Genomic DNA, 24,503 nt, shown 5'->3' with positions numbered 1-24,503 from the left:
CAGGAGAGATTCCATTGTGGCAAGTTAATCCGTGCGATCGACAGATGGCGTGCCGCAATCGATATGCCCGGGCGCATTCTGCAAGGGAATCCGGCGGCCATCGATCTCGAGGTCTGCCAGCGCTGGCGGCGCAGTGCGCAATCTGCCGGCGCGCATGGCCTCGAACAGGGGCACGCAATCGCCAAGCATGACGGGCAGGCTGGCAGCCAGTTCCCACGCGCCGCGCCCGTCCTGGCGCAACACGGCGCCGCCTTCGCCATCGGCGCCAACGAGCACCACCTCGGGCCTGGCGTCGCCGCCCAGATCGAGCACGAACGCGTCGCATACGGCGTTCTGACTGCGCATGCAGCGCGGCAGGTTTGCCCATTGCTGCGTGCGTCGCCAATTGGTCTGCGCGAAGCCGGCCGGCAGCGTGGCGCCTGCCGGCCACACGCGCAGCTGGTCGGCGGGGTGCGCCACGCCGGTGTCAGTGTCAACGTCAGGCTGGTGCAGGCGCGCCAGTTCAGTCCGCAGCCAGGCGGCATCCGGGCCGGTCGAGTTGCTCTGCAGCCGGGCTAGTGCGGCGCGGCCGTAGCGCGCGCCGTGATGCCATAGATAGGCCACGTCCAGTTGCCGTAACGTGATCTGGCCGGCATCCAGGCGCGCCAGCTGGCTGGCCACGGCGATGCGCCCCGGATCGCCGATAGGCGAAAGCAGCAGCGCCAATGCGCCAAGCACCGTAAATGCGGCGGCGATGTTCACGCCGGCCAGCGTGGGTAGCCAGCCGCGCCGAAGGGCCGCCGCCGCGTAGCCGCCTGCATAGCATGCCGCCACCAGCAGGCAGGCGGCGGCGATCACGCGGTCAAGCGACCAGCCATGGTCGAGCACGCGCAGCGCGAGGGCATACGCCGCGAGCAGGGTCAGCGGCGCCAGCAGCAGGCTTGCCACGCGCGCCGAGATGGCGATGATGCGCGCCGGGCACTCGCTGCCGTCCTGGTACGCCGCATTGATCAGCACCACGAAGGTGGCCGCCGCCGACAGCAGCATCCCGGCGGCGCTGCGCGTGGCCCACAGCGGATCGAGCCCGGTGAATGGCAGGCTGGCCAGAAAACCGCCCACCAGAAGCGTCAGCACCGGCAGGGTCCACGACAGCAGCACGTGCAGCAGGTTGCGGATGCCGCGCACGATGGCCGGCTTGACGTCGGTCAGGTGCAGCGCGCTGGCGAAGGCGAACGTGTTGACCGGAATGAAGAACCAGGCCTTGCGCATGGCCTGGCTCAGGAAGTCGAGCCGGATCAGGTCGAACAGCGACGCACCCAGTTGCAGCACGAGCCAGGTTGCACCGACGAACAGCGCACTGAAGGCGATCTGCAGGCCAAGGGTCCAGGCCACGTCAAAATACGTGGCATACGACGCCACGCGCCGGTGCTCGCGCGCGCCGGCGAGCACCAGTGCGTGGGCAATGAAGCAGCCGGCTGCCAGGCGCACCCACAGGGCACCGGATGGCGTCGGGCGCAGCACGTCGGCGCCGCCCAGCCGGCGCCAGATGTCGTACATGGCCAGCAGCGCGATTGCGGCGGCGGCGGCGCCGGCCCAGCCTGCGAGCGTACGGCGCGGCAGGTGGCCGAGGGCGCTGCTCAGGATGACCGGCAGCAGCACGCCGAGCGCGACCAGCGGCGCGAACAGCAGTGGAACGGTCGCTGGCCACGTCTGGTCGTGCGCCGCCGTGTACAGCAGGTACAGCAGCGCGCCCTGGGCCAGGCCGATACCGATCCGTAGAGGCCCGAGCCGGTGCGGCGCCAACCTAGCTGCCCCGGTAGGTCGAGTACGACCAAGGCGTCATCACCAGCGGCACATGGTAATTCTGGTCCGTGGCCGCGATGCCGAAGCCCAGCGTGATCCGGTCCAGGAAGCGCGGGGTGGACAAGGCCACGCCCCGCGCCGCGTAATAGTCGCCCGCATGAAACACCAACTCGTACTGGCCAGGTTGCAGCGCTGCTGCATCGAGCAGCGCGCTGGCGCAGCGGCCGTCGTCGTTCGTCAGGTCGGTCTTGAGCAGCGTACGGCCCGCCGCGTCGATCATGTACAGCTCGACCGTGATGCCGGCGCCGGGGCAGCCGTGCGCGGTGTCGAGTACGTGGGTGGTGAGTTTGCCCATCCGGTCTCCCATATCTGGTTGCAGCGTTGCGGTATGCGTCGCATCTTATACCGCGGCTCGCACAGCGCTATATGATCGGGCTTATACCATTCTTCGGACTGCCGCCATGCCCGCTCCTGAGCCTGCATTCTATCCGCGCGATCTGGCCGGCTACGGCCGCACACCGCCCCATCCGCAGTGGCCGGGCGCGGCGCGCATCGCGCTGCAGTTCGTGCTCAACTACGAAGAAGGGGCCGAAAACAATGTGCTGCATGGCGATGCGGCGTCCGAAACCTTCCTGTCCGAGATGATCGGGGCCAGTGCCTTCCCCGCGCGCCACATGAGCATGGAGTCGCTCTACGAATACGGCTCGCGCGCCGGCCTGTGGCGCCTGCTGCGCCTGTTCGAGGACCGCAAGCTGCCACTGACCGTGTTCGGCGTGGCGCAGGCGCTCGCGCGCCATCCCGAGGCAGTGGCCGCGTTCCAGGAACTGGGCCACGAAATCGCCTGCCACGGCCTGCGCTGGATCTCGTACCAGAACGTTGACGAAGCGACCGAGCGGGCCCACCTGCGCGAAGCGGTGGCGATCTTCCGCGACCTGACCGGGGCGCCGCCCGAGGGCTGGTACACGGGGCGCGACTCGCCCAACACGCGCCGCCTCGTGGTCGAGCATGGCGGCTTTGCCTACGACGCCGACCATTACGGCGACGACCTGCCGTTCTGGCAGCAGGTCGATGCCGCCGGGCCGGATGGGGCAATGCGCCGCACGCCGCACCTGGTGGTCCCGTACACGCTCGATACCAACGACATGCGCTTTGCTTCGGCCGGCGGCTTCAATTCGGGCACGCAGTTCTTCGACTACCTGAAGGATGCCTTCGACGTGCTGTACGCCGAGGGCGACCCGCATGGGCTGAACCAGCCGAAGATGCTGTCGGTCGGGCTGCATTGCCGCCTGGCGGGCCGCCCGGGCCGCACGGCAGCGCTGGCGCGCTTTCTCGATTACGTGGGCCGGCACGACAAGGTCTGGGTCACGCGCCGCATCGATATCGCCAGGCACTGGAAAACGGTGCATCCCTGCCCGATCTGATATGTGTCCAGTTATATTTTTCTGGATATGAGCGATATCATCATCGGCTTATAGCCTGGATGGTGGCGGATGGTAGCCTTCCGCCTTTGGCGTCCAGCAAACCACTCACCAAAGACAGGCATGTCAGAACCGATCCGATTTCTTTACCAGGGCCAGGTGCGCGAACTGCGCGACGTGAAGCCCACGCAAACCATCCTGCAACACCTGCGGGAGGATTTGCGCTGCACCGGCACCAAGGAAGGCTGCGCCGAGGGCGATTGCGGTGCCTGCACCGTGGTGATCGGTTCGCTGGACGATGGCGAGCTGGCGCTGCGCGCCGTGAACGCCTGCATCCAGTTCACGCCGACGCTCGACGGCAAGGCGCTGTTTACTGTCGAAGACCTGGCGCAGCCGGGTGGCGCGCCCCATCCGGTGCAGCAGGCGCTGGTCGAATGCCACGGCTCGCAATGCGGCTTTTGTACGCCGGGGTTTGCGATGTCGCTGTTTGGCATGTACCTGAAACAGGAAGGGCGCGCACCATCGCGCTGCCAGATCAACGATGCGCTGTCCGGCAACCTGTGCCGCTGCACCGGCTACCGCCCGATCATCGACGCCGCGCGCCGCATGGTCGAACTGCCGCCCGTCGCCTTCGACCGCGCTGCGCTGGCCGAGCGCCTGCGCACGCTGCAACGCAGCCACGGCTTCACGTACGCCGCGCATGGCCAGCACTTCCACGTGCCGCGCACCGTGGCCGAACTGGCGGCGCTGCGCGCAGACCACCCGGCAGCCGTGCTGCTGGCCGGCTCGACCGACGTCGGGCTGTGGGTCACCAAGCAGCTGCGCGACCTGGTCGACGTGATCTATCTCGGCCAGGTTGCCGAACTCAAAACGATGCGCGAATTTGACGGCATGCTGGAAATCGGCGCCGGCGTCTCGCTGCAGGATGCCTACGAGGCACTGGCCGCGCGCTATCCGGCCGAACTGACAGAACTCTGGCAGCGCTTTGCGTCGCTGCCGATCCGCCATGCCGGCACACTGGGCGGCAACGTGGCCAACGGTTCGCCCATTGGCGACTCGATGCCGTGGATGATCGCGCTGGGCAGCCAGGTGGTACTGACCAGCAGCGCCGGTACACGCGTGCTGGCGCTGGACGAGTTTTACCTGGGCTACCAGAAGAAGGATTTGCGGCCCGGTGAATTCGTGCAGGCGGTGCGCGTGCCGCTTCCACAATCGCGTCCGGGCCTGCGCTTTCGTACCTACAAACTGGCCAAGCGCTTCGATCAGGATATCTCGGCCGTGTGCGCGGCGTTTGCCATCGTGCTCGACGGCGAAACGATCGTTGACGCGCGCATCGCGTTCGGCGGCATGGCCGCGACGCCACAGCGCGCCGCGCAGGCCGAAGCCGCGCTGCTGGGCCAGCCGTGGAGCGAAGCCGTGTTGACGGGCGCGATGGCGGCGCTGGGCCGCGACTATGCGCCGCTCAGTGACGCAAGGGCGTCCAGCAGTTACCGGATGCGCACCGCGCAGAACCTGCTGCGGCGCTTCTGGTTTGAAACGCGCCTGCACGACCCCTTGCCCGCACAGGCCGTCAATGCCTTTGCCGGCGCCTGAGGAGACGACCATGAATGACGGCGGCATCAAGAACCTGGAAGCGTGGGCCGAAGTGGGTCGCGCGCGCAAGCACGAGTCGAGCGAACTGCATGTGCGCGGCGGCGCGACCTTCACCGACGATATCGCCGAGCTGGCCGGCACGCTGCATGCGGCGCTGGGCCTCTCTGCCCGCGCGCATGCGCGCATCACCGCCATCGACCTGGCGCCGGTGCGTGCCAGCGCCGGCGTGGTCGCCGTGCTGACCGTGGCCGACATCCCGGGCCTGAACGATTGCGGCCCGATCATCCACGACGATCCGATCCTGGCCGATGGCCTGGTGCAGTACGTCGGTCAGCCGATCTTCATCGTCGTCGCCGACAGTCACGACAACGCACGCCGTGCGGCGCGCCTGGCGCAGGTGACGTACGAAGACCTGTCGGCGATCCTGACCCCGCAGGCGGCGCGCGCCGCGCAATCGTACGTGCTGCCGCCCATGCGCCTGACGCGCGGCGATGCCGCAGCAGCGTTCGCGCGCGCGCCGCACACCGTCAAGGGCCAGCTGTACGTGGGCGGGCAAGAGCAGTTCTACCTCGAAGGCCAGATCGCGTATGCGATTCCCGGCGAAGACCGCGGCATGCACGTGTATTCGTCGACCCAGCATCCGAGCGAGATGCAGCACGTGATCGCCCATGCGCTCGGCCTGCATTCGCACCACGTGACGGTCGAATGCCGCCGCATGGGCGGGGGCTTTGGCGGCAAGGAATCGCAATCGGCGCTGTGGGCGGCGGCCGCGGCCATCGCCGCCGTGCATACGTCCAGCCCCGTCAAGCTGCGCGCCGACCGCGACGACGACATGCTCGTCACTGGCAAGCGCCATTGCTTTCACTACGACTACGAGGTCGGCTACGACGACGCGGGTCGCATCCTGGCCGCGTGCGTTGACATGGTCACGCGCGCCGGCTACTCGGCCGATTTGTCCGGCCCCGTGGCCACGCGCGCCGTCTGCCACTTCGACAATGCGTACTACTTGTCCGACGTCGACATCCGCGCCGCCTGCGGCAAGACCAACACGCAATCGAACACCGCGTTTCGCGGCTTTGGTGGTCCGCAGGGCGCGATCGCCATCGAATACGTACTCGACGAAATCGCGCGCAACCTGGGGCGCGACGCACTCGATATCCGGCGCCTGAATTTCTACGGCGCGCAGGATCGCAACGTCACGCCCTACGGCCAGACCATTGTCGACAACGTCATCCCTGAACTGGTGGCCGAGCTGGAAGCGGACAGCGACTACCGCGCGCGCCGCGCGGCCGTCGACGACTACAACCGCACCAGCCCTGTGCTGAAGAAAGGCCTGGCGCTCACGCCGCTCAAGTTCGGCATCGCGTTCAATGTCACGCACCTGAACCAGGCCGGCGCGCTGGTGCACGTGTATGTGGACGGCTCCATCCTCGTCAACCATGGCGGCACCGAGATGGGGCAGGGCATCAACACCAAAGTGATGCAGGTCGTGGCGCACGAGCTGGGCGTGGACCTCGCGCGTGTGCGCGCCACGGCGACCAACACCAGCAAGGTCTCGAACACGTCGGCCACCGCCGCCTCGACCGGCGCGGACCTGAACGGCAAGGCGGCGCAGGATGCGGCCGGCAAGATCCGCGCGCGCCTCGCGCAATTCGCGGCGCAGCAGTACGGGGGCGCGGCCAGCGAGGTGCGCTTCGCCGCCGGTACCGTGTTCGTCGCGGGCCTGGCGCTGCCGTTCGAAGAAGTGGTCGCCAAAGCGTACCTGGCGCGCGTGCAGCTGTGGTCCGATGGGTTCTACGCGACGCCCGGCCTGCACTGGGACCCGAAGACGATGACGGGGCGTCCATTTTCGTACTTCGCGTACGGCGCGGCGGTGTCGGAAGTGGTGGTCGACACGCTCACCGGCGAGTGGAAGCTGCTGCGTGTCGATGCGTTGTACGACGCCGGCCGCTCGCTTAATCCGGCGATCGACATCGGCCAGGTCGAAGGCGCCTTCATCCAGGGCATGGGGTGGCTGACCACCGAGGAACTGTGGTGGAACCCGGCGGGCAAGCTGATGACGCATGCGCCGTCGACGTATAAAATTCCGGCGGTCTCGGACTGTCCCGAGGATTTTCGCGTGACGTTGTTCGACAATGCCAACGTCGAAGACAGTATCCACCGCTCCAAGGCCGTGGGCGAGCCGCCGCTGCTGCTGCCGTTCTCGGTCTTCTTCGCCATTCGCGACGCCATCTCGAGCGTGGGCGGACACCGCGTCAATCCACCGCTCAATGCCCCCGCGACGAGCGAAGCCATTCTGCATGCAATCGCGTTTGTCGAGGGCGCCGCCGGCGCGCGCGCGTGACGATGGACTGGTTGCGCGCCCGGAGCGATGTGCCGTCCGTGCTGGTCACGGTGGCGGCCGTGAAGGGTTCGGCGCCGCGCGAGCCGGGCGCGAAGATGCTGGTGCGCGCGCACGACTTTGACGACACCATTGGTGGCGGCCATCTCGAGCACCGCGCGCTGGAGATTGCGCGCGCGATGCTGGGGCTGGGCGAAGCGCGCCGCTTCGAGCGCTTTGCGCTGGGCCCGAGCCTCGGCCAGTGCTGCGGCGGCGTCGCCTGGCTGGCGTTCGAGCGTGTCGATGCCGCGCAGGTCGACCTGCTGCGCGCGCGCCGCAATGTCGACACCTGGCGCCTCGTCGCCCTGGACGGCGCGTTCGAGTGGGCCTTGTTCGACGACGCGGCGCCCCTGGCGGGTACGCCGGACGCGCCGGCCTTTGAGCGCGCATTCGAGGCGCAGGTGCTGGACGGCGAGGGCGGCCGCCGCTGGCTGCTTGACCCGGTCCTCGCCCCGCGCGCGCACCTGATGCTGTTCGGCGCCGGCCACGTGGGCGCGGCCATCGTGCGCGCACTGGCCGACCTGCCATGCCGCGTGACGTGGGTCGACGAACGCGACGCCATGTTCCCGGCATCCATACCCCCGAACGTGACGATCGAGGCGACCGATACGCCCGAGGCGCTGGTGGCACACGCCGGGCCCGGCACGAGCTTTCTCGTCATGACCCACAGCCACGCGCTCGACCTGCGCCTGTGTCACGCGATCCTGGCGCGCCCCGCGCATCCGGCGCCGCCCGACTGGTTCGGCCTGATTGGATCAAGCACCAAGCGCAGCCAGTTCGAAGCGCGCCTGCGCGCACGCGGCATCGATGATGCGCGCCTGGCCGGCATGGTCTGCCCGATTGGCCTGCCCGGCATTGCCGGCAAGGCCCCGGCCGTGATCGCGGCGTCGAGTGTGGCGCAATTGCTGGCCGTGTGGGAAGCTGCACGCCAGATTGAACATCACCCAGAAATTCAACCGGAATCTTTGTAATGCCCTCTGCATCACCCAATCTGCAGGCCTATCGCGCCAGCCTGCTGCACTTTCGCGCCGATCCGGCGTTCGACGATGGCGCCGCGCTGTTTCACGAAGATGGCCTGCTAATCGTCGAGGATGGCCGCATCAAGGCTGCCGGCGACTACGCCGCGCTCGCGTCGATGCTGCCTGCGGACCTCGAACCCGTCGACTACCGCGGCAAGCTGATCGTGCCTGGCTTCATCGACACGCACCTGCATTACCCGCAGACCGACATGATCGCCTCGCCCGCCCCGGGCCTGCTGCCGTGGCTCGAGACCTATACGTTCCCGACCGAGCGCCGCTACGAAGATCACGCCGATGGCCGCGCCACGGCCGACTTCTTCCTCGACGAGCTGCTGCGCTGCGGGACCACCACGGCGATGGTCTACTGCACCGTGCACCCGCAATCAGTCGACGCATTCTTTGCCGCGAGCGAAGCGCGCAACCTGCGCATGGTGGCCGGCAAGGTGCTGATGGACCGCAACTGCCCGGACTTCCTGCGCGACCTCGAAGGCGAATTGGGGGAGAGCGAAGCGCTGATCAAGCGCTGGCACAAGCGCGGCCGCGCGCTGTACGCGATCACGCCGCGCTTTGCGCCGACGTCGACCGAAGCCCAGCTGCGCCTGACGGGCGAACTGGCGGCGGCGTACCCGGACACCTTCATCCAGACCCACGTGGCCGAGAACCGCGACGAGTGCGCCTGGGTGAGCGAGCTGTTCCCGCAGGCGCGCAGCTATCTGGACGTGTACGACAGCTATGGCCTGATGCGCCCGCGCGCGATGTTCGGCCACTGCATCTGGCTCGACGACGAGGACATGGCGCGCATGGCGGCTACCGGCTCGGCCGCCGCCGTGTGCCCCACGTCGAACCTGTTCCTGGGCAGCGGCCTGTTCGACTTCGAGCGCGCCGACAAGGCCGGCATGCTGCTGTCGCTCGGCACCGACGTGGGCGCCGGCACCTCGTTCTCGCTGCTGCAGACGATGAACGAAGCGTATAAAGTCGCGCGCATGAAGGGCAGTTACCTGACGGCGCTGCGCATGTTCTACCTCGCCACGCTGGGCGCGGCGCGCGCGATGGGGCTGGACGACACGATCGGCAGCTTCGCGCCCGGCCTCGAAGCCGATTTCGTGGTGCTCGACCGCGCGGCCACGCCGCTGATGGCGCGCCGCACGAGCCACAGCCACTCGCTCGAAGAGCTGCTGTTCGCACTGGCGCTGCTGGGCGACGACCGCACGGTGGCCGCGACGTATTCGTTTGGTCGCCTCGTCCACGAAAGGTAGGGCTGGCAATATTGCCAACCCCGGACGAAGGCGTTAGAGTTGGGCGCTTGCCATCCATCCGTCATTCATCCTGAAAGTATCACCATGCACAAGTATTTGCCTGGCAGCGCGCTGCTGGCGCTGGCCGTCGTCGCCGCGCCCGTGTTGGCCAGGGCGCCATCGGTCACCGCCAATGAAGCGGCCACCTCGCGCCACTACGCCAGCCTGATCGAGGGCAGCACGCCGCGCCTGTCCGAGCTGACGATGTTCTTCACGCAGATGCCCAAGGGCGGCGATTTGCACCACCATTATTCGGGCGCGATCTATGCCGAGACCTATGTCGATTTCGTCGACAAGCAGGGCTTTTGCATCGACAAGAACACTTACCGCATCGAGACCGACAAGGCGACCATCGCCGCGCAGCGCGCCAAACCGGCTGCTGAACGCACCTGCCTGTCGGGCGCACAAGTCAATGCCGACGAAAACACCTGGCGCGAGCTGGTCAAGCGCTGGTCGAACAAGGACTTCGGCAACCACATCGCGATCCAGCCGGCGCCGGACCGCCTGTTCTTCGGCACCTTCGGCTACTTCGGCCCGGTCGCCAACGACAATCTGCGCGAAGGCCTGCAAGAGATCAAGGCGCGCGCCATCGCCGAGAATGTCGGCTACATCGAAACGATGTTCCTGCTCTCGCCGTTCGTGGCCAACGCCGCCTTCGACACCGGCACCCGCGCCAGCGTCAACGACGATGCGGCGCTGGACGCGCAGTTGCGCGCCGAGCTGACCGCGCTGGACGCCAACGCGGCCTACAACACGTCGATCGATACGTTCGTCGCGCAGATCAATGCGGCCTCGGAAGGCATCGACGACGAGCGCTTCACGATGCGCTACCAGAACTACACGCTGCGCCTCTTGGCGCCGTCGCAGGTGTTTTCGGCGATGGTGTCGAGCTTCAAGGCCGCTGCCAAGGGCGGACGCATCGTGGGCGTCAACATCGTCGGCCAGGAGAGTTTGCACGTGTCGATGCGCGACTACCTGCTGCACATGAAGATGTTCCGCTTCCTGAAAACGGTGTACCCGGACGTGAAAGTGGCGATGCATGCGGGCGAGCTGGCGCTGGGCGAGGTGCCACCGGAAGGCCTGAAGTTTCACATCGACAGCGCGCTGGGTATTGCCGGCGCCGACCGCATCGGCCATGGCCTGGACCTGGCGCATGAAGCCAATGCACCGGCCATCATCAAAACGATGCGCGAGAAGGATGTTCCGGTCGAGATCAATCTGACCTCGAACGCGTTCATCAGCGGCGTGGCAGGCGCGGATCATCCGATCCATCTGTATCGCAAGTATGGCGTGCCGTACGTGATTTCGACCGACGACGCCGGCGTGACCCGCCACACGCTGTCGCACGAGTACGTGCAATTTGCCAGCCAGTTCAAGCCTTCGTATGCGGAAATCAAGAAGGCGTCGTACAACAGCATCCGCTACGCCTTCCTGCCCGTTGCAGAAAAACAACGCTTAACGAAACAGCTCGATGGGCGCTACGCCCGATTCGAGGCGCAAGTCGCTGCCATGGCGACCCAGACCGCGCGCGCGAAATAAAGAGTGTGATCCGCGATCCGGCGCTCGCCGGATCGCCTGCCTGTCATAAACGACCTTCGACTTTTCGGCACGAAGTTATTCCGGAAGTAAGGTTTGTCGTCTTCTTGCTACACAATTTCCCCGTGCACCGCTGGTTCTACTGATTTTTTGCCAAAAAAATTTCACTGTGGAATGCCACGCATATAATTCCGCCATGTCATAAAGCGCGCCAAGTGACACGATTTATGTCGCGTAACGACAACGTCAATGCGGCGATTTATACGAAAAAGCTCTGAATAGCCAAGCCAAATTGAATTTGTCGGGCTGAAAACGCTGATGCATATTGGCGCAATTCTGGTGTAAATCAAACCACACATCGTGTCATTTTGTTGAAACATTGTACCGATACAATCGCAGCCGCTTGCCGGCTGAATCACTGACGCGGCAATACGAATACAACACGCAGTAAAGCAGGGGAGGACGTCCGTCGGGCGTCCAACAAACAACTTTGAAGTTCTTTTTGGGGTAATCAATGATCACTCAACAGCAGATCCGGCTCACCAAGTTGGCGCTGGCTTTGTCAGTTGCGTTGGCGGCGTCGCCGTCGTTCGCACAGAACACCACTTCGGCCGTCGGTGGCCGTATCTCGAACGTCTCGGGTCAGCCGGCTGCCGGCGCGCAAGTGCAGATCCTGCACACCGAGTCGGGTTCTGTCAGCAATGTCATGACCGACGCTGAAGGCCGCTACGTTGCACGCGGTCTGCGCGTGGGTGGTCCTTACACCATCACCATCACCAAAGACGGCATCACTGAAACGCGCAACAACGTCTTCCTCGATCTGGCCCAGACCGCCGAAGTCGACGCCACCCTGGGCGTGCAGACCGTGACTATCGCCGGTACCGCATCGCGCTCGGAAGTTTTCTCGAGCAACAACATGGGTGCGGGCACCGCCATCAGCAGCACCCAGCTCCAGACCCAGGCATCGATCCAGCGTAACCTGCAAGATTACGCCCGTGCCGACCCGCGCGTGTCGCAGACCGACAAGGACCGCGGCGAAATCTCGGTCGCCGGCCAGAACTCGCGCTACAACTCGACGACCATCGACGGCGTCGCGATCAACGACACCTTCGGCCTGGAATCGAACGGCAGCCCGACCGCGCGCCAGCCGATCTCGATCGAAGCGATCCAGTCGGTGCAGGTCAACGTCGCCAACTACGACGTCACCCAAAAAGGCTATACCGGCGCGAACATCAACGCCGTGACCAAGTCGGGTACCAACACCTACAAGGGTGGTGTGTACTACGTGTACCGCAACGACAACCTGTCGGGCGACCGTTACAACCCGATCACCGACGTCTACACCGACGCGCCGAAGTCGAAGGAAACCACCAAGGGTGTCTGGGCATCGGGTCCGCTGATCCAGGACAAGCTGTTCATCTACGCACTGGCCGAGAACTTCGAAAGCTCGCGTTCGAGCCCTGAGTTCGGCGCCATCGGCAGCGGCGCCGGCACCACCGTCGGCATCAGCCAGTCGGCTATCTCGGAAGCGCAGCGCATCGCCCAGCAAACCTACGGCGTCGACATTGGCAGCACTGCCGTGCCGACCGGTTCGATGCTGACCTCGAAAGAGCGCCTGGTGAAGTTCGACTGGAACATCACCGACGAACACCGCGCCAACCTGCGTTACGCCAAGACCGAACAGGGCGAGCCGTTCTACCCGGGCTTCTCGGCCACCGGTGTCGGCCTGTCGTCGAGCTTCTACAACCAGGGCAAGTCGATCGAGACCACCGTTGCCCAGTTGTTCTCGGACTGGACCCCGAACTTCTCGACCGAGATCAAGTTCTCGAACCGCGACTACGATTCGGTCCCGACCAACGCGACCCGCACGCCATCGATGGCCCTGCAGTTCAGCGGCGCGCTGCCAGCTGATGCACCTGCCGGCCTGTCGACCGCCAACCGTAACATCAACTTCGGTACCGAGTTCAGCCGTCACAACAACGTGCTGCGCAACAAGACCAAGGACCTGTACGCCGGTGCCAACTGGATCGTGGGCGACCATGAACTGAAGTTCGGTGCCGACTACACCAAGAACGATGTCTACAACGCGTTCCTGCAGGGTATTAACGGCTCGTACACCTTCGCCTGCCTGGATTCGGCGGACGCGAACTTCTACAGCTTCGGCGCGCTGCCAAGCTGCGCGCGCGCGACCAATGCACAAGTGCAGCAAGCCGTGCTGGAGAACTTCCGCAGGGGTCGCCCACTGAGCTACAGCCAGCAGCGCGCGCTGCCAGGCGCATCGCTGAACGATGCGGTTGCCGAGTTCTCCACCAAGAACACCGGTCTGTTCCTGCAAGACACCTGGACCGTCAACGACCAGCTGACCCTGACCTACGGCGTGCGCTATGACCGTAACGATGTCGGCGGCCGTCCATTGGCCAACACCGCTGCTGCCCAGGCACTCGTGGCCGGCAACCCGGCCACCGGCGTGCGTCAGTCCGGCGGCTTCGGTCTGGACAACACCCAGACGATCGACGGCACCGACCTGATCCAGCCGCGCTTCGGCTTTAACTACCGCTTCGACAAGTCGCCACGTCCGACCCAGATCCGCGGCGGCTTTGGTCTGTTCCAGGGCGCGGCAGCCACGGTGTGGATGTCGAACCCGTTCTCGGGCACCGGCGTGGCCACCGCCACGATCAGCTGCTCGGGCACTGGCGCAACCCGCTGCCCAACGACTGGCGGCCTGACCAGCTTCAATCCTGACAGTCAGCCTGGCATCACCGGCGCCATCCCGGCCGCCGATGTCAACTTCCTGGATCCGAACTTCCGTCAGCCATCGATCTGGAAAACCAACCTGGCGTTCGACACCGAACTGCCATGGTACGGCCTGGTCTTCGGCGCTGAAGCGCTGTACACCAAGAACAAGAACGGCATCTACTACGAGCACCTGAATCTGGGCGCAGCAACCCGCAACGGTTCGGATGGCCGTCCACTGTTCTGGAACGCAGCCGGCCTGAGCCAGGCTTGCTACGGCGTGTCGAACAACACGGCGAACATCATCACCAGCTGCGGCGCGGTCAACCGTTCGCTGAACAACCGCAGTTTCAACAACGTGCTGGTGGCGCGTGATACCGACAAGGGCGACGCGAAAGTGCTGACCATGTCGCTGTCGCAGCCGATGACGAAGGGCTTTGGCTGGTCGGTGGCGTACACCTACACCGATGCCACCGAAGTCTCGCCGCTGACCTCGTCGGTGGCCAACTCGAACTTCAACGGCCGTTCGTCGTTCAACCCGAACGAAGAAGTCGCCGCGACCTCGAGCTACGCCATCAAGAACCGCGTCAATGCGCTGATGAACTTCCAGAAGAAATTCTTCGAAGGCTACAACACGCGTCTCGGCGTCTTCTACGAAGGTCGTGAAGGCCGTCCGTACAGCTGGACGTTCAACAACGACATGAACGGTGACAATCTGGCCGGTAACGACCTGATGTACATCCCGACCGCCTTCGGCGCGAACGAAGTCGTGTTCTCGGGCGACACCGCAACGAGCCGTGCCAACGAGCAGCGCTTCTGGGACGTGGTTAACGCGAACAAGGGCCTGAGCAAAGCCGCCGGTGGTGTCGTGAAGCGTAACAACTCGACCGCCGAATGGGTCAACACCTTCGACGTGCGCATCAGCCAGGAAATCCCGGGCATCTTCGCGCGCAACAAGGCGACCTTCTCGCTCGACTTCATGAACTTCGGCAATCTGCTGAACAAGAAATGGGGCCGTACCGAAGAGATCAGCTTCCAGGGCTCCGGTGGCCAGGCACGCAGCTTCGTCGACGTCGCTGGTATCGATGCACAAGGTCGTTATGTCTACGTCGTGCGTAACGACGTCGAGCGTCAAGACCTGAAGCAAGCCAAGGGCGAGTCGCAGTGGGCCATCCAGGCAACCCTGCGTTACGAATTCTAAGCAGCGCGAATTGGTAGCCTGAAGTAGCCAGAACGGCCGGTGGAAACACCGGCCGTTTTTTCATCAAAAAAGTCGGCAGCCCTGATGCTGTAAGGATTTCCTGCGCACAGGCGGCATGGGATAATGCCGGCTGTTGCGCTTACCCAAGCCCCGTTTTTCGGGTGCCGGCCACCCCGGCCCGATTCCATACAAGGTGTTTTTCATGATCGTCTCGCGTCGCGCAAGCGCCCGTCTTTCCACGCTGACCGTTGCGCTGCTGCTGGCCGGCTGCGTGACCGCTCCCCAGGCCCCGGTTACCATCAACCTGGTGTCGCTCAACGACTTCCACGGCAACCTGGAGCCAAGCCGCTATGTGCTCAAGGGCGCTGACGGCAAGGACCAGGTCATGCGCGCCGGCGGCGCCGAAGCGGTGGCCGCGGCCCTGCAGGCCTGGCGCAAACAGGACAAAGAGTTGCTGCTCGTCTCGACCGGCGACATCGTCGGCGCCAGCCCGGCGCTGTCGTCGCTGTGGGCCGACGAGCCGACGATCGAAGTGATGAATATGCTGAACCTGCGCGCGAGCGCGGTGGGCAACCACGAATTCGACGGCGGCCGCAAGGAACTGCTGCGCCAGCAGAATGGCGGCTGCGATTCGCCGCACCCGACCAAGGCCTGCAAGCTGGCCCCGAATTTCGGCGGCGCCAAATTCACGTATCTGGGCGCGAACGTCATCGACAAGGTCACCGGCAAGCCGATCATCCCGGGCTTCACCATCGAAACCGTCAAGGGCATCAAGGTCGGCCTGGTCGGCGTGGTGCTGCGCGATACGCCGAACATGGTGGTCGCATCGGGCATTGCGGGCTTGACGTTCGGTGACGAAGCCGAAGCGATCAACAACGCGCTGCCGGCGATGCGCGCGGCCGGCGCCCAGGTCATCGTGGCTCTCGTGCACCAGGGCGGCCGCACGGCAGACTCGCCGCTGGCGCCTGGCTGCAAGCGCCTGACGGGCGACATCGTCCCGGTCGTGCAGAAGATCGACCCGTCGGTCAAGCTGGTGCTCACCGGGCACTCGCACCAGGGCTATCTGTGCGATGTCGACGGCAGGGTCGTGACCCAGGCCGATACGGCCGGCCACCTGCTCACGCGCGTGTCAATGCAGGTTGAGCCGAAGACTGGCGCGGTGTCGAACCTGACCGTCGCCAACGTGGTAATGACACCGGGCGAGTATCCGGCCGATCCGAAGATGGTCGCGTATGTCGCGCAAGTGAAAGAGCGCAGCGAGGCCGCCTTGACGCGCCCGATCGCGAAGATCGCCGTCGCGCCGCTGCTGCGCAAGAATAACGACGCGGGTGAATCGCCGCTGGGCAGCCTGGTTGCCGACGCGGCGCTGGACTCGGCGCGCAGTTTGGGCGCGCAGTTCGCCTTCATGAACAATGGTGGCGTGCGGCGCGACCTCGAAGCGCTCGCCGACAAGACCGTCAACTTCGGCCAGGCCCAGGCCGTGCTGCCGTTCGGGAATACGATCGTCGTGATGAACCTGACCGGCGCCCAGATCCGCAACCTGCTCGAACGCCAGTGGCCCGACGGCGCGGACGTGACGTCCGGCGTGCTGCAAGTCTCGCAAGGCTTCAGCTACACGTGGGACGCCAAGCGCCCTGCGGGAACCCGCCTGGTGCCGGGCAGCGTCAAGCTCGATGGCAAGCCGCTGGTTGATACCGCAACGTACCGGCTGGCGCTGAACAACTTCCTGGCCGAAGGCAGCGACGGCTATCCGGAATTCGCACTGGGCACCGAGCGCATTGACACCGGCCTGCGCGACCTGGATGGCTTCATCGCCTATCTGAAGAAACTCGAAGGGCAGGGCGCCGCGCTGGCCCCGGCTACCCCGCGCATCGTGCGCCTCAATTAAGCACCTCAGGAATCATCATGAAAAAACTCGCATGCGTGCTGGCGCTCACCAGCGCCTTTGGATTACTGGGCGCATCGGACGCCGCCGCCTGGGGCCGCGACGGCCACCGCGCCGTCGGCTCGATCGCCGACAAGCTGCTCAAGGGGACCAATGCGCAAAAGCAGATCGCGCTGCTGCTGCAACCGGGCGAATCGCTGGCGTCGGTCGCCAACTGGGCCGACTGCGTCAAGGGCACGTACTGCGGCCCGCAGACGCCCGAGATGGTGGAGTACGTCGAAGGCAATCCGCGCCACAACGAATACCACTACACCAACGTGCCGTTCCAGCTCGATCACTACCATGCGCACGGCGTGGGCACGAGCGACGTCGATATCGTACAGACGCTGGAGCAGTGCATTGCTGTCTTGCAGGGCAAGACCGATCCGGCCCTGAACCCGCACAAGTTCACCAAGCGCCAGGCCCTGATTCTGCTGGCGCACTTCGCCGGTGACATTCACCAGCCGCTGCACGTCGGTTCGGCGTTCGTGAGCAAGGATGGCAAGTTCATCGTGCCGAAATCGCGCGCCGAGATCGACGACACGCTGGTGTTCGATTCGCGCGGTGGCAACAACCTGCTGCTCGATGATGAGAAGCTGGCCGAGTTGTCGAAGGGGGTGATCCCGCCGGGTGAGCCTGTGGTCATCAAGGAAGGCGTGCCGAAGGCGCTGACCAAGCCATTCCACTCGTACTGGGACAGCACGACGGTCGACTACGCCTTCCGCCGCATCAAGACGCGCACGCCGGAACAGTTCGCGGACGTGGCAATCGCCAGCGCGCCGCTGGTTGCGAAAGCCAAAGGCGACGTGGCTACCTGGCCCGTGCAATGGGTGGAAGACGGCCTGAAGTCGGCCAAGCTGGCGTATGCCGACGTGGTGCCGGGCAAGCTGACGCCACAAACGAGCAAGAAGGGCGAAACCTATTACACCTTCGCGCTTGAAGTGCCGACCAACTACCCGGTGCCGAGCTCCGAAATCGCCAAGACCCAGTTGATCAAGGGCGGGTACAACCTGGCCGCGATGCTGCAGGCGATCTGGCCGTAAGCCCTGGCAGAATGCTGTGCGCGGATTGTTCGCGCGCGCAGTGCACTTTTGGCGCGGCCTCGGATAGAATCCGGTCATCTCCCGACCCGACTCCCGAGGCCTCATGCATTCCCCGTTCAAAGCCGTCATCGCGGCTGCCTGCCTGTTCCCCGCATTTCACGCTCACGCACAATCGCCAGCGGGCGCCAGCCTGCCGCTATGGGAATTTGGCCTTGGCGCTGCGGCCCTGAGCTCGCCAGCCTATCCCGGCGCCGATGACCGCACCAACCGCGTCCTGCCCATCCCGTTCCTGCTCTACCGCGGCGAAGTGCTGCGCGCCGACCAGTCGGGTATTGGTGCGCGCCTGTTCCGCTCAGATCGCCTCGAGTTCGACGTGGGCCTGTCGGGCGCCTTGCCGTCTGATTCGGACGACGTCGAGGCGCGCGCCGGCATGCCGGATCTGGGCGCGCTGTTCGAATTTGGCCCGCGCCTGAAAATCCGCGTGGCCGACATCGACGCGTTTGGCGATCAACGCGGCCGCCTGCGCGCCGAATTGCCGCTGCGCGCCGTGATCGAAGCACGGGGCGGCCTGCGACGCCAGGGCTGGACGTTCGAGCCGAAGCTGGCCTACGAAACGCGTGGTGAACGCGGCCTGTGGTCGTTCGAAGCCAATACGTCGGTGGTGTTCGGCGACAAGCGCATCAACCGCTACTTTTATGAAGTCGCGCCGCAGTATGCGACCGCCAGTCGCGATGCCTACAGCGCGGACGCCGGCCTGGTGCTCGCGCGCGTGGGCCTGTTCGCCACGCGCCAGCTCAATCCCGACGTGCGCCTGTTCGGCTACGTGCGCTACGAGTCGTACGCCGGCAGCGCCAACCGCGACAGCCCGCTGCATCTGAAGAATTCGGGGACGTCGGCCGGCATCGGTTTTGCCTGGACGCTGGCGCGCTCGAGCCGCCGTGCGGCGGGCTTCGAGCCGGTCGATCCGGCCACGCCCTGAGATAACGCCGGCAAGGCCGGCGTTTGGTCAAGCGTCGCCTGGCGCTGTTTCAGCGATTACTTCGGCTTGTAAGAAACACGACCCGATAACCCAATCGTACCGGCGCCGTTGGACAAGTCTTCGGTGCCGCTCAGGAAGCCGCCGCCCGTTGCGCGAACATAGGTGCCGGAGCCGCCGGTGATGGTGAAGGTGCCGCCGTTCATGACGTAGGCAGTGCCTGCGCCGGTGGGAACGAACTGGCCACTGTAGTCGGCGAAAATCTGGTCGCCGTTTGGATACAGCAGGATGAACTTGCCATTGCTGAACGTGAATGTCGTGCCAGACTGGGCGAAGCAATCGCCGCCGACGAACGCGACTGGCGTTCCTTCAGCCGTCTCACCGTGGCCGGCAAGCTTGCCGCCGAGGGTGGACGCACATTGCGGCGCAGGGCCAATTTTTTCATTGAATACGCCCTTGACTTCAAGCGCCTGGACCACGGTCGGACCGGCCGAGGCCGAGAACGAAGCGGCCATCAGGACCAGGCTGGACAAGAGGCGGATTGAGACAGTCTTCATTGCAATACTTCCTTGGTTGTTAAAAAAATGATATTGCACATACTAAGATAAATGAAGAATTTTGTTGCGCGCACAATTCATTCTTTTTACTTTGTTGCAAATTATCTACGCTTACGAGCGAGCAGTGGACGGTTTCAGTTCTCAGCAAACAGAGCGGACAGGGTCAGACACGAAGAGGGGCAGAACGAAGAGGCTCAGGACTCAGCGAAGGGGGGGCAGGCGAAGAAGGGGCGCAGGAAGAGGGTGTGGCGAAGAGGGCCAGGTCTGGCATTCCGAAACGAGCTTCACAAAAAGTATGCTGATGAATGCTCTGATGAAGGCACAAAGGAAGAGCCCTCGAATTCGCTGGGAGTCAGTTACGCTTTTTGTACCTGACTTCGCCCGAAATTTTTGGCGCGATACAAGGCGTCGTCGGCTGCTTTAATAAGTGCCTGCACGTCTTTTACAGCGTCATTTGCATCGGCTACGCCTACGCTGATCGTTACATCGAGATCGAGTTCGGCAGGCTGAATGACAAGGTTGGCAACAGAATGTCGTACCCGCTCTGCAAGAGCCTCAGCGTCTCCAATGCCAGTATCGGTGTCAAATCACGCAACTCGTCGCATGGATCATTTTTTCAGACGCGTCGATGTGCTGGTTGATGTCGCGAATCAATACTACATACGAGGACTGGTTGGACTGAGACAGTTCCGAGCCTTGAGCATGCAGTACATTCATTTCTGGGACTGAAATAATGTAGCTTGCCCAGAACATGCTGCCGTCTGCTTTTGTGCACCATTCGTTTTGTAAGGTCCAACCGCTTTTGGTGGCGTCGTATAAGAGATCGGGTAGACGATTGGAAAAGCTGTCGCCGTCTTTGAACAGGACACTGCAAGGTTTGCCAACAACCTGAGAGGCAGAAAAACCTGTCAGCTCTTTCATGGAGTCGTTCCAGTACAGCATATTCCCGTCTGAGTCCAACCCGACGACCCCATATTTGCAGTGTTCATTCAATGCTGCGTTGTAACAGGCGGCGCCTAGTCGGATTTGCTCTTCACGCATGACGGAATCAGTGACATCGGTGAGCATCCCCATCAAATTTTCTGCATCCACCTTCAGTAACGTCAACTCGTAGGTTTTGTTCTCTGCATATCGTCGTGCGCGAAAAAATGGTGCAAACCGCACCGCTTTACAGATCACACCGGTTGGGCGATCAAACTCTGCCACAATACTATTAATCTCGGGAAATGAATGGTCGATGGCTTCAAACAGGTTGGTCAGCGTCCCGTCCGCACGTAGCGGCATTAACAGATTCGCTGCCATTGGATTAATCAGGGAAATTTTACCAGTACCAGTCATTTGCACCACACCGACTGGCGCCATGTACAAGAACGCCAGCAGTGACTGCAATTCTTTTTCCGGATCAGCTTCCAGTACCATCGATTACTTCCGGCTTACGAGAATGAAGCGAATGCGGCTGGTTGGTTCTGCGAGCAAGCGTAGCGCGCATAATGTAGGCCGCATGCGAAATGTGAGGACATAGTCGAGTGTGGCATCAAGTGTCTCATGCTGCTGAAATGCATCTTTAAACCGTTGAGCGACGAGGTAATTGTTCATGCACGGTGCGACAATCTCGAACATCGACGTGCCCAATACTCTATTCTTATCCAGTCCTGCCCATCTTGCCTCAGGTACATTGTAGATATAGATTTTCTCTTCAACATCAAAACCGATGACACCGAATGGCAGTTCATCCAGTTCGCCATCCGATAATAAAAGAAGTGGTGCGAAAAGATTAGGGCTGTCGAACTGAAGGGGTGGGGTTCCGAGTTGAATCATTGCAATTCCTTATTTTCAACCGCCAAAGGTGCTCGTATACAACCACCGCAATTGCCATGATATTACAACAATCTATTTGCGCGCCATATTGCCAAACATGGTAAACCGAGCATGGTGAAGACCCCGTCTTAGCCAAATCCTGCAGGTCGAGCCAGCATAGCATGTTGCTGGTGTGAAAATTCCTCACGCGATGGCGACACGCTGCAATCGACCCAAAAGTTACGTCCACTTGAGCAAGTAATAACGCTTACTCGTATTTTGCGAGTTCTTCGAGTTCTTCTGCCCGCTGGATTCGCGCAGTCACCCCGCACTCGGCAGCAAGAATCAGCGGCCCTCGCCACGCGTCTCTCCCGTCACGCCATGAAAAACGCCGGGCGAACCCGGCGTTTGGCAAGCATCATAAAGCCCCCGCGTTATGCAGCCTCGCGCATTCCCAACGCCGGCCGCGCTGCGCTCCTGAGCGCCGGGCGCACTGGCTGCGCTTCGAAACGGAACGTCGACACCAGCTGTGACAGCGCCTTTGCCTGTTCGCGCATCGAGGTCGATGCGGCAGCCGCTTCTTCGACCAATGCCGCGTTCTGCTGCGTTACCTGGTCCATTTGGGCGATGGCCTGGTTCACCTGTTCGATGCCGGCCGACTGCTCCTGGCTGGCCATGGCGATACCCGACATGATGCTGGTCACGCGGCCGATGCTGTCGACGATTTCCTGCATCGTCGCGCCGGCGTCCGACACCAGGCGGCTGCCTTCCTCGACCTTGGCGCTTGAGTCGCCGATCAGGGTCTTGATCTCTTTCGCTGCTGCCGCCGAACGCTGCGCCAGATTGCGCACTTCGGAAGCCACGACCGCGAAACCGCGGCCCTGTTCACCGGCGCGCGCCGCTTCGACTGCCGCATTGAGCGCCAGGATATTGGTCTGGAATGCGATGCCATCGATGACGCCGATGATGTCCACGATCTTCTTCGACGAATCGGTGATCGCGTCCATCGTCTGCACGACGCGCCCGACGGTGTCGCCGCCACGGCCGGCCACGTGCGAGGCGTTCTGCGCCAGCGTGTTGGCTTCGCGCGCGTTGTCGGCGTTCTGGCGCACGGTCGAGGTCAACTCTTCCATCGAGGATGCGGTTTCTTCCAGCGCGCCGGCCTGCTGCTCGGTGCGGGCCGACAGTTCGAGGTTGCCGGCCGAGATCTGGTCGGCCGCTTCGGCGATGGTTTCGGTGCTGCTACGCACCTGGCTGACGATGCCGGCCAGATTGTCGTTCATGTCCTTGAGGGCGCTCATCAGCGCGCCCGTTTCGTTGTTGCCCTGCTCGACGATCTGGCTGCTCAGGTCGCCCGTGGCGACCGTTTGCGCAACCAGCACCGCTTGTTCGAGCGGCGTCGTGATGCGACGGCCGATCCACCAGGCGAACAGGCCACCGGCGACCAGCGCGATCGTGGCGAACGCCACTTGCAGCTTCAGGCTGGTCTGGAAGCCATCCTGGATCTGCTTCGAATCGGCGGCCACGACCTCTTGCTGGAATTTGACCATTGCTCTCAGGCTACCGAGATACGACTTTACGCGCGGCAGCATGTCGGTCGTCAGGAAGGCACGCACGGCGGCATCCTCACCGGCCGCCTTTTGCGCCATCACGCTCTTGCGCGCCTTGCGGTAGCCATCGCGCTGCTCGTCGACTTTGGCAAACAGTGCCATGGCAGCGTCGTTGCCGGCCAGGCTGTCGGTCAGGGCCTTGTGCAGCACATCGGAGCGCTTGGATGATGTCGAGATCGCGTCGAGGAAGTATTTTTCGTCGCCCGCATCGGTCATCTTGATGGCGGCAATGGTGCGCGCGGCGTTGGCCTCGATGATGGCTTGCCACTCCTGCAGCATGGCCAGGCGGTACATGCTTTCGCCGGTCAGTTTGTCGGTGAGGTCTTCGGCTTTCTGCATCTGCAGCAGGCCAATCCCCACCAGCAGCAGCATTGCCGCAAGAATAGTGGCAAAGCCGCCGAGGAGCAGCGTGCGAATCTTAAGGTTTTGAAATGTCATGACGTCCCGTGAGTCAGTAAATACAATGTCCGTAGAAACCAAAAGTTTCCATACGGAATCATATTGTTGCAGATTCGGAACGGGAAGAACTGAGAAATTGCCGTAATTGCGATAAATTCGCTCAATTGTGGCGAGATACCGACGATCAAAGTGTAAATACGACTATTGGTAGTGGTATTTGGAGAGAATCATGTCCTGCCCCCAGCAGTGGAGGGCAGGACCAGGGCATGCGCGTTAGCGCGATTTGACGAACGGCTTGCCCAGCGCCTTGGGCGCCACCGACTTGGCCATCAGGCCTGCCAGCACGACCACGGTGACGATATACGGGATCATCTGGATCAGTGAGCCCGGGATGCGGCCCACGATCGGCAGATCGACGCCCTCGATCTGGATCTGCACCGCAGCAAAGAAGCCGAACATCATGCAGCCCAGCACCGTGTGCACGGGACGCCAGTTACCGAACACCAGCGCCGTCAGTGCCAGGTAGCCGGCGCCGGCCGACATGTCGCGCAAGAAGAAGCCGCTCTGGACGATCGACAGGTAGGCACCCGAGAACGAGCACAGCACGCCGGCGATGATCATCGCCGTGTAGCGGGTGCGCTGGACCGAGATGCCGGCCGCGTCGGCCGCATGCGGGTTCTCGCCACAGGCGCGCAGGCGCAGGCCAAAGCGGCTGTAGAACAGCACCCAGTGCACGATCGGGAGCAGGGCGAAGGCGAGGTACACCAGCACCGAATGCCCGCCGATCAGGCTGCCGTAGACCCAGCCCAGCACCGGCACGTCGGCCACCAGTTCGGTGCCGGGCAGGATCACGCTCGCCAGGCGCGCTTCACCGAGATCCGGCGTACGGCCGCCCTGCTGGAAGAAGTACTGGGCCACGACGAACGTCAGTCCGCTCATGGCGATATTGATCGCGATGCCGGCCACGAGCTGGTTGCCCTTCTGCGTGATCGAGACGAAGGCCTGGATCAGCGCCAGCACGACAGAGGCGACGATGCCGGCCGCGATGCCCAGCCACGGGTCCTGGTAGGTGTAGGCGACGGCGGCCGAGACGAAGGCCGACGCGAGGATCTTGCCCTCGAGGCCGATGTCGACCACGCCGCTGCGCTCGGCGAACAGGCCGGCCATGGCCGCAAACATCAGCACCGGCGCGTTGCGGATGGTGGAGACGACGATACTGGCGAACTGGAAGTCTTCCATG

General features: G+C 63.6%; 18 protein-coding genes. 10 read left to right on the top strand and 8 right to left on the bottom strand.

Annotated features, from left to right (window positions below; genetic code table 11):
• Positions 1–24: 24 nt before the first annotated feature.
• Both RCH14_RS03370 and uraH read right to left on the bottom strand, forming a co-directional pair.
• A complete protein-coding gene (locus tag RCH14_RS03370) occupies positions 25–1,782 on the bottom strand; it encodes a DUF4153 domain-containing protein (protein WP_343024737.1) in 1,758 nt (585 codons plus the stop codon).
• Position 1,783: 1 nt separating this feature from the next.
• Positions 1,784–2,137, bottom strand: coding sequence for a hydroxyisourate hydrolase (gene uraH / locus RCH14_RS03365; RefSeq protein ID WP_343024736.1), 354 nt, complete (start codon positions 2,135–2,137; stop codon positions 1,784–1,786).
• A 106-nt stretch (positions 2,138–2,243) separates the two neighbouring features.
• Between uraH and puuE the strand changes: the two genes are divergently transcribed.
• The 10 genes from puuE to RCH14_RS03315 all read left to right on the top strand — a co-directional run bounded on the left by puuE (position 2,244) and on the right by RCH14_RS03315 (position 18,903).
• Positions 2,244–3,203: an allantoinase PuuE gene (gene puuE, locus RCH14_RS03360; RefSeq protein ID WP_343024735.1), complete on the top strand. Its 960-nt coding sequence runs from the start codon at positions 2,244–2,246 to the stop codon at positions 3,201–3,203.
• 120 nt (positions 3,204–3,323) lie between these two features.
• A complete protein-coding gene (xdhA, locus tag RCH14_RS03355; RefSeq protein ID WP_343024734.1) occupies positions 3,324–4,793 on the top strand; it encodes a xanthine dehydrogenase small subunit in 1,470 nt (489 codons plus the stop codon).
• Positions 4,794–4,803: 10 nt separating this feature from the next.
• Positions 4,804–7,137, top strand: a complete 2,334-nt coding sequence (xdhB, locus tag RCH14_RS03350) for a xanthine dehydrogenase molybdopterin binding subunit (protein ID WP_343024733.1) — start codon at positions 4,804–4,806, stop codon at positions 7,135–7,137.
• A 2-nt stretch (positions 7,138–7,139) separates the two neighbouring features.
• Complete coding sequence (xdhC, locus tag RCH14_RS03345; protein WP_343025039.1) at positions 7,140–8,144, top strand: xanthine dehydrogenase accessory protein XdhC; 1,005 nt, start codon at positions 7,140–7,142, stop codon at positions 8,142–8,144.
• A complete protein-coding gene (gene guaD, locus RCH14_RS03340; RefSeq protein ID WP_343024732.1) occupies positions 8,144–9,448 on the top strand; it encodes a guanine deaminase in 1,305 nt (434 codons plus the stop codon). The genes xdhC and guaD overlap by 1 nt, the downstream gene beginning before the upstream one ends.
• Positions 9,449–9,532: 84 nt before the next feature.
• Entirely contained in the window at positions 9,533–11,026 is a 1,494-nt protein-coding gene (locus RCH14_RS03335; protein WP_343024731.1) for an adenosine deaminase, read from the top strand.
• A gap of 511 nt (positions 11,027–11,537) precedes the next feature.
• Complete coding sequence (locus RCH14_RS03330; RefSeq protein WP_343024730.1) at positions 11,538–14,957, top strand: TonB-dependent receptor; 3,420 nt, start codon at positions 11,538–11,540, stop codon at positions 14,955–14,957.
• A gap of 202 nt (positions 14,958–15,159) precedes the next feature.
• Positions 15,160–16,845: a bifunctional metallophosphatase/5'-nucleotidase gene (locus tag RCH14_RS03325; protein ID WP_343024729.1), complete on the top strand. Its 1,686-nt coding sequence runs from the start codon at positions 15,160–15,162 to the stop codon at positions 16,843–16,845.
• A 17-nt stretch (positions 16,846–16,862) separates the two neighbouring features.
• Positions 16,863–17,924: a S1/P1 nuclease gene (locus tag RCH14_RS03320; protein WP_343024728.1), complete on the top strand. Its 1,062-nt coding sequence runs from the start codon at positions 16,863–16,865 to the stop codon at positions 17,922–17,924.
• 103 nt (positions 17,925–18,027) lie between these two features.
• Positions 18,028–18,903, top strand: coding sequence for a MipA/OmpV family protein (locus RCH14_RS03315; protein ID WP_343024727.1), 876 nt, complete (start codon positions 18,028–18,030; stop codon positions 18,901–18,903).
• 56 nt (positions 18,904–18,959) lie between these two features.
• Here RCH14_RS03315 and RCH14_RS03310 read toward each other — a convergent pair whose 3' ends face one another.
• The 6 genes from RCH14_RS03310 to RCH14_RS03290 form a co-directional block, all read right to left on the bottom strand.
• On the bottom strand, positions 18,960–19,457 hold the full coding sequence (locus RCH14_RS03310; protein ID WP_343024726.1) for a hypothetical protein: 498 nt from the start codon (positions 19,455–19,457) through the stop codon (positions 18,960–18,962).
• Between the two features lie 356 nt (positions 19,458–19,813).
• Positions 19,814–20,026, bottom strand: a complete 213-nt coding sequence (locus RCH14_RS24020) for a diguanylate cyclase (protein ID WP_407070052.1) — start codon at positions 20,024–20,026, stop codon at positions 19,814–19,816.
• Positions 20,027–20,039: 13 nt separating this feature from the next.
• The gene (locus RCH14_RS03305) at positions 20,040–20,876 is read right to left on the bottom strand and encodes a PAS domain S-box protein (protein WP_343024725.1); all 837 of its coding nucleotides are present in this window, start codon (positions 20,874–20,876) and stop codon (positions 20,040–20,042) included.
• A 3-nt stretch (positions 20,877–20,879) separates the two neighbouring features.
• Entirely contained in the window at positions 20,880–21,275 is a 396-nt protein-coding gene (locus tag RCH14_RS03300; protein ID WP_343024724.1) for a phosphonate transporter, read from the bottom strand.
• A 413-nt stretch (positions 21,276–21,688) separates the two neighbouring features.
• A complete protein-coding gene (locus tag RCH14_RS03295) occupies positions 21,689–23,302 on the bottom strand; it encodes a methyl-accepting chemotaxis protein (protein ID WP_343024723.1) in 1,614 nt (537 codons plus the stop codon).
• 234 nt (positions 23,303–23,536) lie between these two features.
• Complete coding sequence (locus RCH14_RS03290; RefSeq protein ID WP_343024722.1) at positions 23,537–24,502, bottom strand: ABC transporter permease; 966 nt, start codon at positions 24,500–24,502, stop codon at positions 23,537–23,539.
• Between the last annotated feature and the right edge of the window lies 1 nt (position 24,503).

The sequence above is a fragment of the Massilia sp. MP_M2 genome, from assembly GCF_039123635.1.
GTDB lineage: Bacteria > Pseudomonadota > Gammaproteobacteria > Burkholderiales > Burkholderiaceae_D > Telluria.
Note: the sequence above shows the minus strand (reverse complement) of the source record. Positions and strands in the feature narration are given on the sequence as shown.